Origin of the sequence: Nocardia veterana NBRC 100344 (assembly GCF_000308855.1) — a bacterium.
Taxonomy (GTDB): domain Bacteria; phylum Actinomycetota; class Actinomycetes; order Mycobacteriales; family Mycobacteriaceae; genus Nocardia; species Nocardia veterana.
Genome location: NZ_BAGM01000101.1, coordinates 57374 through 70763, shown reverse-complemented (window position 1 = coordinate 70763; position 13390 = coordinate 57374). Strand labels below are relative to the sequence as shown.

Genomic DNA, 13390 nt, shown 5'->3' with positions numbered 1-13390 from the left:
ATATCGGTCCGCCCGAGCCACCGAATTTCCGGCGGTCTACAGCTCCAGTTCTTCCCAGGGAATCGTGATCGGGAACGGGAACTCGGTACTGATGCCGTCGGGGTCTGTCCGTGGATTCCACTCATCGGCCAGGATGTAGTTCATGGGATGCAGGGCGTGCACACCTGGCGGGAGGTTGCCGGTTCGCGTCTGCAAGGCGTAAGCGCGAACTGTGGCGATGCCGCGCGGGTTGCGGGCGAGCTTGACCTCCCAGTACCAATCGATTCCGGCTTCCGCATAGCGCGCCTTCTTCGCCTCCATGTCGCTGACCGTGTTCGACGGCGACAACACCTCGCCTACCAGCAGAACGTCGTCGGCACGAACATCCTGGTATTCGTCCGGCAGGCATCGATAGACGAGAAAATCCGGCGTCAGAAAATTCGATCTGCCGTGCCGGCCGAGGAAGACGTTGGTTTCGGTCGACACTCGCCAGCAGCGGTCCGGCTTCCTGCCGTGTTCCTCGCGAACGCATCGGCGCAGAGCACTCCAGAACAGGTTGGTGCAGTCCTGATGTTCGGCGGGTCCGCGACGGACCCACACGACCCGGCCGTCCCATAGTTCGATCTGGCCTGCGATCTCCTCCGGCAATGCGGACAGCTCCTCCCAGGTCATATGTTCCGGGAGTTCGGGGGGGTCGCAGAGCGGGCTCGGCATGCCTCCATGATAGGGATCGCGTCGGGCAGAAATTGGCGCTCATTGCACGGACGCTGTTCGCGCTCTTGGTGGCGATCGCGGGCGACCGAGTCGCCGGTTCTCCCCCGGTGGACACTCAGTGCGCGACGGCGTCCAATGTCGGCCGGATGATCTCGTCGGCGAGCCGGTGCGCGGTACCGGGCGCATACGGGGCGGGTGGATTCAGGACCAGGTGGGTGAAACCGGCGTCGATCAGGTCGATCAACAGGTCCCGCAGCCGAGCCGGATCGTCGTGGTCGATGGGCAATTGCACCGAGCGGGTGATGTGCGCGGGATCGCGGCCGATCGCGGCGCACTGCTCGTCCAGGGCGAGGCTGCGTTCGCGCAGCGTGTCGATACTGCTCAGCGGCGGGCCGATCACGTTCCACAGGTCCGCGTATGCGGCCACGACGGGCAGGATCGATGCGCCGGAGCCGGCGATCAGGATCGGTGGGTGCGGGCGCTGGACGGGGCGGGGGTCGCATTGCGCACCGGTGAGCCGATAATGCTGTCCGGCGAAATCGAAGACCTCTTCGGTCCACAACCGCCGGACGATCTCACAGGCCTCGCCGAAGCTCGCGACCGCCGAACGCCAGCTGCCCACCGGAATTCCGTAGGCCGCGTATTCCGGCGCGACCATGGTCTCGAAACGCGGATCGCTGCGCGGGAACCCACCGACCCCGATGCCGAAGTCGAGGCGTCCGCCGGACACGATGTCGACCGTCGCCGCCATCTTGGCCAGGAGCGCGGGATGCCGGATCCGATTGTTGGCCACCAGCAGCCCGAGCCGCAGCCGCTCGGTCTGCGCCGCGAGTGCCGACAGCAGGGTCCACCCTTCCAGCACCGGGCCCGCGGAGCCGGTGGGTGTGCGGTCGCCGTCGTGGCCGCGGAGTCCCACCGCGGCGCGCGGCAGCAGGTGGTCGTAGAGCCAGGCGTGCTCGATCTCGGCGATACCGTCGGCCTCCCGCCACACGCGCACGATGTCGGCGTAGTCGACGTGTGCGGGTGTGGTCTTGATACCGAAACTCGGTGTGGCCCTGCCGGAAACACTCATATCCGCGACGCTAGACCGTGGAGCGTGCTCCAGGTCAAGGGCCGCACGATCAGCGCGGGAGCACCGGGGTCTGCCAGGCGCGGGCGTATTTGCGCTTGTTCGCGGTGTCGACCGGCTTGCTGCGGTAGACGACATACGGGCGGACGAGGTAGCCGACCGGCGCGCTGAACATGTGGACCAGGCGGGTGTAGGGCCACACCGCGATGAGGGTGAGCACGATCAGCCCGTGGGCCTGGAAGGTCCAGGGCGTCCCGACCATGAGGTCGGGCTGCGGATGCGCGGTGAAGAGGCTGCGGAACCACGGCGACACCGTTTCCCGATAGTTGTAGGTGCCCCACAGCAGATTGCTGCCGACCGTGTTGAGCAGGCCGGTGATCAGCGCGGCAGCCAGCAGGACGTACATGAACACGTCGTTGCGGGTGGTCGCCTTGCGCACGGCCGGCACCCGCAGCCGCCGATAGGCCAGAATCGCGATTCCCGCGATCACCGCGACCCCGGCCACCGAACCGGCGGCGACCGCGATCACGTGATAGAGGTGTTCGGAGATGCCGACCGCGTCCGTCCACGACTGCGGGATCAGCACGCCCAGCACATGTCCGCCGATCACACCGAGCATGCCGAAGTGGAACAGCGGGCTGCCCAGCCGCAGCAGCCGGGACTCGTAGATCTGCGAAGACCGTGTGGTCCAGCCGAATTGGTCGTTGCGATAGCGCCACAGGTGGCCCAGTACGAACGAGGTGAAGGCGATGTAGGGCAGGGTCGCCCACACGGTGGATGTCATCGTCGGTCTCCGGATCCGGCGAAAAGCCCGGTGCCGGCGGAATTTCCGGCCGTGGGCGGGGAGTACAGGTCGGGGTTCATGGCGGGATGCATCGCCTCGCCGTTCATCGAGTACGGCTCCAGCCCCACGTCCTCGTCCGGCGGACCCTGCGCGGCCAGTTCCGCGATCCGACGGCGGTCGGCCGTCGTGGGCGGCGGGAGGGTGGACAGGACGGCGGCGAGGGCGTCGGCGTACGGGGATCGGCTGTCGGTGAGCGAGAGCCGCAGCATCTCCAGCACCGGCACGTGTTCGCCGAGCAGCCGCTCACCGCCGATCGGGTCCACGGTGGCCGCGAATTCCAGCAGCACCGGAAGATGGTCGGGCAGTTCGTGATCCGACAGCTCCGCGCCGGCATGCCGGTAGGCGTGTTTGAAGCGCAGCAGCGCCATCCCGCGTTTGCGGGTGTCGCCGTAGGCGTAGTAGGTGAGATGCAGGCTGGCGCGTCGGCGCAGGTCGAAAGTTTCCACATAGTCCCGGGCCAGCACGAGCGGCTCGGTGCCGGCCAGATGCGTGAGGAGTCGACCGAGATCGGCGCGCACCGGCTCCGGGAGGGTGGCCGCCGCCTCGGACAGGTCGTCGAGCATCGCCAGGGTGTCCGGCCCGGGGTAATCGAGCAGCAGCGAGGAGATCCGCCAGACCAGCCGTCGATCCCGCTCGGACATCTCCACGACGGGCGTGGGGCGCCGTCGCAGTGTCAGCAGTCCCATGGTCGGCTCCCTCGTCGTTCGTCCGAGCGGGCAGGGCCGCGCAGTCCGCCGCCGATCGGCTCTGATCTCGGGGTGCCGGTCGGGCGCCGACGCTCGGTGCCCGTCGCCCCGGTGTCGACCGGCGGTGCGGGGTGGCGGACCGGTCTCATCGAGTCGCTCCCGTCGGCTCCGGCACTGTCTCGGTCACCGCGGCTCCGGGGCCCTCGTCCGCTGTCTTCGCCTCCCGAGATTCGGCTGCGGCCCCGTTGCCGCCGGTGCGTTCCGGTACCAGTCCCTCGGTCGACCCGCCGTCCCAGTTCAGCAGGTTGATTCGGGACGACTTGTGTTCCGGTGCGGCCAGATTGGCGTCGACCAGCGCGAACTTCTCCGACGTCACATCGAAGGCCGTCATCCCCGGCCCGCCGTCGGAGTCCAGGCTGCAGCCGGTGGCGAGCGAATCCAATTCGTGCGCCCGTGAGGTGGCCCCGGTCGGGATCACATACCGGTGTTCGTATTTGGCGATGGCCAGCAGCCGGTACATCGCCTCGATCTCCTCCGGCTCCAGCCCGACCGCGCCCGGGATCGTGAGGTCCGGTTCCTGGCCCAGGTTGATCGAGCGCATGAACGAGCGCATGCCGGCCAGTCGTTGCAGCGCCGCCCGGACCGGGCCGACATCGCCGGCGGTGAACAGTTCCGCCAGATACTCCACCGGAATTCGCAGGGAATCGATGGCGCCGAACAGGTTACGGGCGTCCTCACCGTCGTGCCCGGTCTCCGACAGCACATCGACGACCGGAGACAGCGGCGGCACGTACCAGACCATCGGCATGGTTCGGTACTCCGGATGCAGCGGCAGCGCGATCTTGTAGTCGACGATCAGCTTGTACACCGGCGAATCCTGCGCCGCGGCAATCCATTCCGGGGAGATTCCGGCACGTTCGGCTTCGGTGATCACCCGCGGATCGTGCGGGTTGAGGAAGACGCCCAGCTGCGACGGATACAGCTGCTCCGGGTCGGTGACCGAGGCGGCCTCGAGTACCGCGTCGGCGTCGTAGAGCATGACGCCGATGTAGCGCAGCCGTCCCACGCAGGTCTCCGAGCAGACCGTGGGGATGCCGACCTCCACCCGGGGATAGCAGAAGGTGCATTTCTCGGCCTTGCCGGTCTTGTGGTTGAAGTAGATCTTCTTGTACGGGCAGCCGGTGATGCACTGCCGCCAGCCGCGGCATTTGTCCTGGTCGACCAGCACGATGCCGTCCTCGGCGCGTTTGTAGATCGCCCCCGAGGGGCAGGAGGCGCCGCAGGACGGGTTGAGGCAGTGTTCGCAGATGCGCGGCAGATAGAACATGAAGGTCTGCTCGAATTCGAGTTTGACCTGGTCCGACAGCCGCGCCAGCAGCGGGTCCCGACCGACCTGCTCCGGGCCGGAGCCGAGGTCGTCGTCCCAGTTCGCGCCCCAGGTGACCTTCGTATCCTCGCCGGTGATCAGCGATTTCGGCCGTGCCACCGGGGTGGTGTCCATCGCGGGCGCGGAGAGCAGATTGTCGTAGTCGTAACTCCACGGGTCGTAGTAGTCGGACACGGTCGGCAGATCCGGGTTGGCGAAGATGTTGAGCAGCCGCTTGATCCGCGAACCGGATTTCAGCGTGAGCCGCCCGCGGCGGTCCAGCGTCCAGCCGCCCTTCCACCTCTCCTGGTCCTGGTACTGCCGCGGATACCCTTGCCCCGGGCGGGTTTCCACGTTGTTGAACCACACGTACTCGGTGCCGGAGCGGTTGGTCCAGGCCTGTTTGCAGGTGACGCTGCAGGTGTGACATCCGATGCACTTGTCCAGATTCATCACCATGGCGAGCTGTGCCATGACGCGCATATCAGTACTCCACTTCCTGTGAGCGCTTCCGGATGGTGGTGACTTCGTCACGCTGATTTCCGGTGGGCCCGTGGTAGTTCAGGGCGAACGACTGCTGGGCGTAACCCCCGATCAGATGCGTCGGCTTGATCATGATCCGGGTCAGTGCGTTGTGGATGCCGCCGCGCTTGCCCTTGCCCGCGCGCAGGTCCGGGGTGCCCTCGATGCGCGGCACATCCACCGCGCGGTCCTGGGCGTGGTACATGAAGACCGTGCCCTCGGGCATGCGATGGCTGACGATCGCCCGGGCCACGACGACGCCGTTGCGGTTGACGGCCTCGATCCAGTCGTTGTCGGTCACACCGATTTTCGCGGCGTCGCGGTCCGACATCCAGATCGCCTGGCCGCCCCGAGAGAGCGTGAGCATATGCAGGTTGTCCTGGTAGGCGGAGTGGATCGACCACTTCGAATGCGGGGTGAGATAGCGGACCGTGACACCCCGTTCACCGACGGCGCCGGCGCCGACGCTCCCGATCGCGGGCTCACGGAACAGCGCCGACATGTCCAGCGGCGGCCGGTAGATCGGCAGCTGTTCGCCCAACTCGATCATCCAGTCGTGGTCGAGGTAGAAGTGCTGGCGGCCGGTCAGGGTGTGCCAGGGCTTGAGCCGTTCGGTGTTGATGGTGAAGGGGGAGTACCGCCGCCCGCCCGTTTCGGAGCCCGACCATTCCGGTGAGGTGATCACCGGCACGGGCCGTGCCTGCGTGTCGGCGAAGGTGATCCGCTTCCCCTCGTGTTCGGCGGCCAGGTCGGCCAGCCGGGTGCCGGTGCGCCGTTCGAGCGCATGGAATCCCTCCACCGCGAGCCGGCCGTTGGTGGTGCCCGAGAGCGCCAGGATGGCCTCGGCCGCATGCACGTCCTTGGCCAGCGAGGGGCGACCCTGCGCGATTCCGGAAACGACGGCGCCGTTGACTCCGCGCAGATAATTGACCTCCGCGTCGGGGATGGTGGTGACCCCCTTGGTGGTGACGCCGAGGGTCTCGATCAGCGGGCCCAGGGCCGCCATCTTTTCCGCGACCTTGGGGTAATCACGTTCGACCACTACGAGTTTCGGCATGGTCCGGCCCGGAACCGGCTCGCATTCACCGGCCTTCCAGTCCAGCACCCGCCCGCGCGCCTGGGCCAGCGCGTCGGGCGAATCGTGTTGCAGCGGAACGGCGACCAGATCCTTGCGCACGCCGAGATGTTTCTCGGCCAGCCAGGAGAAGCCGCGTGCGATGCGATGGAACGCCTCGAAATCGGTTTTCGCCTCCCACGGCGGGGAGATCGCGGGGGAGAAGGCGTGCACGAACGGATGCATATCCGTGGAGGACAGATCGTGTTTCTCGTACCAGGTCGCGGCCGGGAAGACGATGTCGGAGAACAGCGTCGTCGAGGTCATCCGGAAGTCCATCGACATCAGCAGGTCGAGTTTGCCGGTGGGCGCCTGCTCGGGGCGGCGCACCTCCTGCGGCGGCACCCCGACGGAATCGTCGGCTTGCAGATTGGAATCGGCGCCGAGCAGGTGGCGGTGGAAATACTCGTTGCCCTTACCCGACGAACCGAGCAGATTGGCCCGCCACACCGTCAGCACGCGCGGGAAGTTCTGCGGCGCGTCCGGATCCTCGCAGGCGAATTCGAGGGCGCCGGACTTCAAGCTGTCGACCACATACTCCTGCGGTGTTCTGCCCGCTGCCTCGGCGGCGTCTACCAGGTCCAGCGGATTCCGGTCGAACGTCGGATAGGTCGGCATCCAGCCCAGCCGCGAGGCCAGGGCGATGTTGTCGGCCGCCGTGCGCCCGGCGAACGCGCCGGAACCCAAGGGCGAGGCGAACGATTCGGAGGTGAACGGGTCGTAGCGCCACTGATCATTGGTCAGATACCAGAACACGGTGCCCTGCATCTGCCGCGGCGGACGCTGCCAGTCCAGCCCGAATGCCAGCGTGGACCAGCCGGTGACCGGGCGGCACTTCTCCTGCCCGACGTAGTGGGCCCAACCGCCACCGTTGACGCCCTGGCAGCCGGTCAGCAGGGTGAGGGTGAAGAAGGCGCGATAGATCTGGTCGGAATGGAACCAGTGATTGGTTCCCGCGCCCATCAGGATCATCGAGCGGCCGCCGGAGCGATCGGCGTTGTCGGCGAATTCGCGCGCGATCCGAATCGCCTGGACGGCAGGGACTCCGGTGATCGTTTCCTGCCAGGCGGGCGTGTAGGGGGCGGCCGGGTCGTCGTAGCCGGTGGGCCAGTCGCCCGGCAGATCCGGCCGCCCGACGCCGTACTGCGCGAGCAGCAGGTCGAAGACGGTCGTGACGCGGCGGCCGGCCACGACGGTGGTCGGCACCGAGCGGGTGACGACGCCGGTCTCGCCGTCGAAGCGGGGGAACTGTACGGCCGCAGCATCGTCGGTGCGGCCGTACAGCGTCAGCAGGGGATCGACCCCGCCGAGGTCCAGATTCCATCGGCCCGCGCCCGATTCGGAAAAGCGGTCGCCGAGGGTTCCGTTGGGCACGACGGGATTTCCGTCGCCGTCGAGAAGTACGGTTTTGTGCTCGGCGTTGTCCACGTCGAAGCCCGTGATGCCCGCTGCGGCGAGATCGGCTGCGGTGAGGAACTTTCCGGGCAGCCAGGTGCGCCCGTGGTATTCGCCCGCACCGCTCCAGCCGCCGTCGCGTTCGTCCAAGGTGATCAGGAACGGCAGATCCGTGTAGCGCTTGATGTAGTCGTCGAACCGGGCGGTGGCCTTGTCGACGAAGAATTCGCGCAGCACCACATGGCCCATCGCCATCGCCAGCGCGGCATCGGTGCCGGGGCGAGCGGGCACCCACTCGTCGGCGAATTTGGTGTTGTCGGCGTAGTCGGGGGAGACCACGACGACCTTCTGGCCGCGGTAGCGGGCCTCGGTCATATAGTGCGCATCCGGCGTCCGGGTCACCGGGACATTGGAGCCCCACATGATCAGGTAGCCGGCGTCGAACCAGTCCGCGGATTCGGGCACGTCGGTCTGGTCACCGAAGACCTGCGGTGAGGCCACCGGCAGATCGGCATACCAGTCGTAGAACGACAGCATCGAACCGCCGAGCAGGGAAATGAAGCGGGCGCCGACCGCATGCGACACCATCGACATCGCGGGAATCGGCGAGAAGCCCGCGATCCGGTCCGGGCCGTACTGCTTGATGGTGTACACGTGCGCCGCGGCGGCGATTTCGGCGGCTTCCCACCACTCCGCCCGGACGAATCCGCCCTTACCGCGCGCCGACTTGTAGGTCCGTGCCCGATCCGGATCCTCGACGATGGATTCCCAGGCCAGCACCGGATCCTTCAACCGGGCCTTGGCCTCCCGATACATTTCCAGCAGTACGCCGCGCACGTACGGATAGCGCACGCGCGCAGGCGAATACGTGTACCACGAGAACGACGCGCCGCGCGGGCAACCCCGTGGTTCGTATTCGGGCTTGTCGGCGCCGACCGACGGATAGTCGGTCTGCTGCGATTCCCAGGTGATCACGCCGTCGGAGACGTAGATCTTCCAGGAACAGGAACCGGTGCAGTTGACGCCGTGGGTGGACCGCACGACCTTGTCGTGGGCCCAGCGGTCGCGATAGAACTCGTCGGCCTCGCGCCCGCCGACCTTGTGGACCGTGCGTAGATCGTCGGACACCTCGCCGCGCTGGAAGTAGCGGCCCACCTTCAACAGCGCATCGGCCGCCGAGTCGGGGACACCGCTCGAACTCGCGGGCGTTCCTTTCGCCGAGGGGGCCGAACTCTGTTTGTGCGAAATGACCACGAACGCCCCCATCGAGACACAGGAAAACCGGGCTGACGAAACCGAGAGTAAGGACGCGCGCAGGGGCGGCAAAACAATCTGCTCACACCCCGCGCGCACCGCCGGTGAGCTGTGAGGTGGGAGAAACGTCCCGGTCACTGAGCAATTGCCGACCGCAGCCGCGAATTCGGGCCCGACCTGCGGCGATAGCCGTTCGCACCACTCCCACGAGGCCGTGGGGAGCCGGGATTCGCGCCACCGGTGATGCTTTGGAAACCGGCGCTTCGCGGGCGTTTTACATTTGTTAACACATCCGACGGGGCGCTCTCGGTCCGCCGGCGCGCGCCGAAAGAATATCCGTTCCGGTACGAAAGTGACGTGGATTACCGGCGGTCCTCCGTTTGCCCGGCAGTCGCCTGAAGGCAGGCCACTCCGGTGCTGGGCAGGTCTCGTGGTTGTCGGAAGGTGGCGACGACGGCTAATTTCGAGCGGTGTCGGTAGGTATGCGTGAGGCCGAGGTCTTCGAGAACTCCAGGGCGCGATTGGAGGCGATCGCGTACCGCCTGCTGGGTTCGGCGAGCGACGCCGAGGACGCGGTGCAGGACACGTTCGTGCGCTGGCATGCCGCCGACCGCGAGTACGTCGATACGCCGGAGGCGTGGCTGACGAAGGTGCTCACCAATATCTGCCTCAATCAACTGACCTCGGCGCGGGCGCGGCGCGAGGACTATGTGGGCCAGTGGCTACCCGAACCGATCGTCGCCGGGGACCGGATGCTCGGGCCGGCCGAAACCGCCGAGCAGCGTGAATCGGTGTCGTTCGCGATGCTGACCCTGATGGAACGGCTGTCGGCGAAGGAACGTGTCGTGTACGTCCTTCGCGAGGCATTCGGCTACTCGCACAGCGAGATAGCCGAGATGCTCGATCTGACCGAGGCCAACAGCTATCAGATCTACCGGCGCGCCAAACAGCACGTGACCTCGGACCGGACCCGGACGGAAGTCGACGAGGCCACCGCGCGCAAGGTCGTCGAGGAGTTTCTGGCCGCGGCGCTCAGCGGTGATACCGATTCGCTGGTGCGGTTGCTGACCGACGATGCGATCAGCGCGGGCGACGGTGGCGGCGTGGTGACCTCGCTGCCGCATCCGGTCACCGGTGCGCTGCGAGTGGCCCGGTTCCTGCGGCGCCTGTTCGAGCCCACCGAACACAAGTGGGCGATGATCGGCGGCCGCGCCGACCTGTTCGCCGCGGTGGTCAATGGCGGTCCCGCGCTGGTGATCGCGGTCGGGGACCGGATCGTCGGGATCATCACGCTGGAGGTGACCACCGACGGCATCGCCGCCGTCCACACCCAGGCGAACCCGGAAAAACTCGAGCGCGCCGCACGCCACTGGACGGCGGGCGATCGCCCGGAACCCCTGTTCGCTGGATGGTGATGTAGGTCACACATCAGGTCTGTCAGGTTTCGCGCCGCTGTCCGGTTCAGGAAGCGAAACCCACCCAGACAGGAGTGAGACCATGAAGCACCGCATCGTCGTTCTCGGCGCCGGATACACCGGAGCCAACGCTGCCGCCCGCCTCGCCAAGCGGCTGCACCCCGCCGATGTCGACATCACCCTCGTCAACGCCGACACCGAATTCGTCGAGCGCGTCCGCATGCACCAGCTGGCCTCCGGTCAGGAGCTGAAGCGGCGCGTGCTGACCGAGGTCTTCGCCGGGACCGGGGTGCGGGTGACCACCGCGCGGGTGACCGCGGTCGATGTCGAGCGCAAGGTGGTCGCCCTCGACGGTGCCGACGAGATCGCCTACGACACATTGGTTTACGCACTGGGCAGCGTCGCGGCGAGCGGTTTGCCCGGTGTGGCCGAGCATGCCTTCGATATCGCCGGCAAGCAGTCCGCGCTGCGGGTCCGGGAGCGACTGGCCGGCCTGGGCGCGGGCGCGCCCGTGCTGGTTGTCGGCGGTGGACTGACCGGAATCGAAGCCTGCGCCGAAATCGCCGAAGCGCGACCGGATCTGGCCGTTGCGCTCCTCGCTCGCGGCGCCCTCGGCGACTGGCTGAGTGATAAGGCTCAGCAGCACGTCCGTGCGGCGTTCGACCGGCTCGGCGTCACCGTGCACGAGCACACCGACATCGCACGCGTCGAATCGGCCGGCGCGAAGACCGCCGACGGCCGGACGATCGCGGCCGAAATGACGGTGTGGACAGCAGGTTTCGCGGTCCACCCGATCGCCGCCGCCAGCACCCTGGAAGTAACGGAAACCGGTCGGATCGTCGTCGACGAGACGATGCGGTCGGTCTCGCATCCGGACGTCTACGCCGTCGGCGACGCGGCGTTCGCCCCCGGCGCGAACGGCGACCCGCTCCGCATGTCCTGCGCGTCGGGCATCCCGACCGCCCAGCTGGCCGCGGACGTCATCGCCGCCCGCCTGACCGGGCGCAAGGTGCCGCCCAACAAGATCGGCTACAGCATTCAGTGCATCAGCCTCGGCCGCCGCGACGCTGTCATCCAGCCCGTCACCCCCGACGATCGCGCCACGCCCTCCGCGATCACCGGCCGGTTCGCCGTGCGCATCAAGGAATTCATCTGCAGGGGCGCGGCCTGGAGCATGTCGCACCCGACCCTCATGATGCCGTCGCGCCGCCGACGGATCATCGCCGAGGAACCGGCCCGCACCCTCAGCGCGTGAGGCGAGCGGTCGGGTCGTGCCCGGGCGACCGGGCACGACCCGAGCTCACCGTCGGCCTCATCACCTGACAACCGGGTACGAACCCGAGCGCCAGACTTCGAATCGGCGGCGGACACTCTCGACCATCGGGAGCCGGTCCACCTCTTCGGGCGGGAACCAAGAGACTTCATGGGACTCGTCTGATACGGCGAGCGTTCCGCCGATCGGCTTGCCCAACAGGCAAATCGAGAACTCCTGCCGCACCTCGCCGTCGTCGTAGGCGAACACCTGGCGCGGGTTGGTATAGGTCCCGACTATCCCGGCGATCTCGATGTCCAGCCCGGTCTCCTCCTTCGTTTCTCGGATTCCGCACTCCGCCAACGACTCTCCGAGTTCCATCTTCCCACCGGGCAGCGCCCACATGCCGTTGTCGACCCGGCGCTGGAGGAGCACCTGCCCTGCGTCGTTCACGACGACGACCGATGCGGCCGGAACCAGCGAGTTCGGCTTCGGTGCGTTCGGATCATCCTCGAAGTCGATCCGTCCCATGGTCAGGAGTCTCCTTCCAGATATCGCGTCCGCGTGCCCACAGTTCGTTGAAGTGCTCGGTGAATCGGTCGAACGCCCCAACACCTCGGCCCGTTGACGATCGACAACCTGATGCATCTTGCCGATGTCGAAATCGTCACTGCGCGTCTGTCTTTCGCGCGGTGTTCGGCTGTCGGGGGGCGGGCGTGATCGGTTGGGAGGGAGGTTTGGTTATCGTCATCGCCATACCCGCAGTGGTACTCGTCGCCGCGTTGCTCTGGCCCCAGGCGACTCCGAAGGATCAGCCGAACAGGGCGAACCCGGAATCGGATCGACCAGCGGGATGGATGAACTCATTTCGAGGTTGGCGGAAGGGTGGAAATGACCGTGCTAGCGAGTCCATCGTGTGCCCACGGCTCTTCTCATTGGTGCGGCAGGTCAACGACCACGATAGTTCACCGAGGTGACCGAGAGCGACCGGAACGCCGTCTCGATCTCCGAAGCGGATTGGCATTCCATTCAGGAGACACTCCAGGTCCTCCTTACCCATGGCGGGGATCGTCTGCTCGGATCGGCGCGCGACGCCGAACTGGGCGACGTCCAGGAGCGCCGACTGCTGGACCCGGATTCCTGACGAGCTTGTGGTGGGATGCGAGGGTCGAGATTCGCCACATCTGGGCGCCGTTCCGTCACGAGCTCGGCCTCCGACTCCACCGCCCACATCCCGTTGCCGACCCGGCGCTGGTGGAGATCCGCTGGGCGCGCGCAGACCTTCATTCAAGATGGGTTCATCGATCCACGTCCTAGCGCGAATTCGACAGCGGCGGCCGCGTTTGCCGAGATATGGCTCGCGCTCACCGGAGCACCGTCGGCATCGACAATCTGCCAGCCACCGATCGAGGTCACCGGCACCCCACTGCGTCGATTGGCCAGCGCCAGCTCCGACAGCGTTCCCCATGAGCCGCCGACCACGATCACCGCGTCCGCCGACCAGATGAGAATCGCATTCCTGGCCTCGCCCATATTCGTGTAGAGCACGGCGGAGAGCCCGTCGCAGATACGAGACGGATCGGTGTCGGGACGTACCCCGATGACCAGACCGCCTTCCGACGACGCGCCCTCGGCGACTGCTGCCATAACCCCGGTCCCTCCGCCGCACAGCACCGTTGCACCCGATCGCGCCAGGAGGCGGCCGACTTCGCGAGCGTTGTCGGCGTCCGCGTCGGTGCAGTGCCGTGGCCCGCAGACTGCGACCTGGATCGGGGGCATG

Annotated in this window: 11 protein-coding genes; 3 read left to right on the top strand and 8 right to left on the bottom strand. The window is 67.0% G+C overall.

The window, feature by feature from the left end; translation table 11 throughout:
* Positions 1 to 36: 36 nt before the first annotated feature.
* The 6 genes from ON37_RS19330 to ON37_RS19305 all read right to left on the bottom strand — a co-directional run bounded on the left by ON37_RS19330 (position 37) and on the right by ON37_RS19305 (position 8955).
* Entirely contained in the window at positions 37 to 693 is a 657-nt protein-coding gene (locus ON37_RS19330) for a Uma2 family endonuclease (RefSeq protein WP_040721126.1), read from the bottom strand.
* A 115-nt stretch (positions 694 to 808) separates the two neighbouring features.
* Positions 809 to 1765, bottom strand: a complete 957-nt coding sequence (locus ON37_RS19325; protein WP_040721125.1) for an LLM class flavin-dependent oxidoreductase — start codon at positions 1763 to 1765, stop codon at positions 809 to 811.
* 49 nt (positions 1766 to 1814) lie between these two features.
* A complete protein-coding gene (gene narI, locus ON37_RS19320; protein ID WP_040721124.1) occupies positions 1815 to 2546 on the bottom strand; it encodes a respiratory nitrate reductase subunit gamma in 732 nt (243 codons plus the stop codon).
* Complete coding sequence (narJ, locus tag ON37_RS19315) at positions 2543 to 3292, bottom strand: nitrate reductase molybdenum cofactor assembly chaperone (protein WP_040721123.1); 750 nt, start codon at positions 3290 to 3292, stop codon at positions 2543 to 2545. Before narJ ends, narI begins: the two co-directional genes overlap by 4 nt.
* A gap of 145 nt (positions 3293 to 3437) precedes the next feature.
* Positions 3438 to 5141 carry a nitrate reductase subunit beta gene (gene narH, locus ON37_RS19310; RefSeq protein WP_245553269.1) on the bottom strand — a complete coding sequence of 568 codons (1704 nt, stop codon included), beginning with the start codon at positions 5139 to 5141 and terminating at the stop codon, positions 3438 to 3440.
* A gap of 1 nt (position 5142) precedes the next feature.
* On the bottom strand, positions 5143 to 8955 hold the full coding sequence (locus ON37_RS19305) for a nitrate reductase subunit alpha (RefSeq protein WP_083893119.1): 3813 nt from the start codon (positions 8953 to 8955) through the stop codon (positions 5143 to 5145).
* 470 nt (positions 8956 to 9425) lie between these two features.
* Here ON37_RS19305 and sigJ point away from each other — a divergent pair, with 470 nt between their 5' ends.
* Both sigJ and ON37_RS19295 read left to right on the top strand, forming a co-directional pair.
* The gene (gene sigJ / locus ON37_RS19300) at positions 9426 to 10358 is read left to right on the top strand and encodes an RNA polymerase sigma factor SigJ (RefSeq protein ID WP_040721122.1); all 933 of its coding nucleotides are present in this window, start codon (positions 9426 to 9428) and stop codon (positions 10356 to 10358) included.
* Between the two features lie 82 nt (positions 10359 to 10440).
* Positions 10441 to 11613, top strand: a complete 1173-nt coding sequence (locus tag ON37_RS19295; RefSeq protein WP_040721121.1) for an NAD(P)/FAD-dependent oxidoreductase — start codon at positions 10441 to 10443, stop codon at positions 11611 to 11613.
* 60 nt (positions 11614 to 11673) lie between these two features.
* Here the strand turns inward: ON37_RS19295 and ON37_RS19290 are convergent, their stop codons facing one another.
* Complete coding sequence (locus tag ON37_RS19290) at positions 11674 to 12141, bottom strand: NUDIX hydrolase (protein ID WP_040721120.1); 468 nt, start codon at positions 12139 to 12141, stop codon at positions 11674 to 11676.
* 442 nt (positions 12142 to 12583) lie between these two features.
* Here ON37_RS19290 and ON37_RS33010 point away from each other — a divergent pair, with 442 nt between their 5' ends.
* Complete coding sequence (locus ON37_RS33010) at positions 12584 to 12754, top strand: type II toxin-antitoxin system Phd/YefM family antitoxin (protein WP_157171508.1); 171 nt, start codon at positions 12584 to 12586, stop codon at positions 12752 to 12754.
* 143 nt (positions 12755 to 12897) lie between these two features.
* On the opposite strand, the gene ON37_RS19285 is transcribed toward ON37_RS33010, so the two are convergent.
* A complete protein-coding gene (locus tag ON37_RS19285) occupies positions 12898 to 13389 on the bottom strand; it encodes an SLOG cluster 4 domain-containing protein (RefSeq protein ID WP_040721119.1) in 492 nt (163 codons plus the stop codon).
* Position 13390 lies beyond the last annotated feature (1 nt).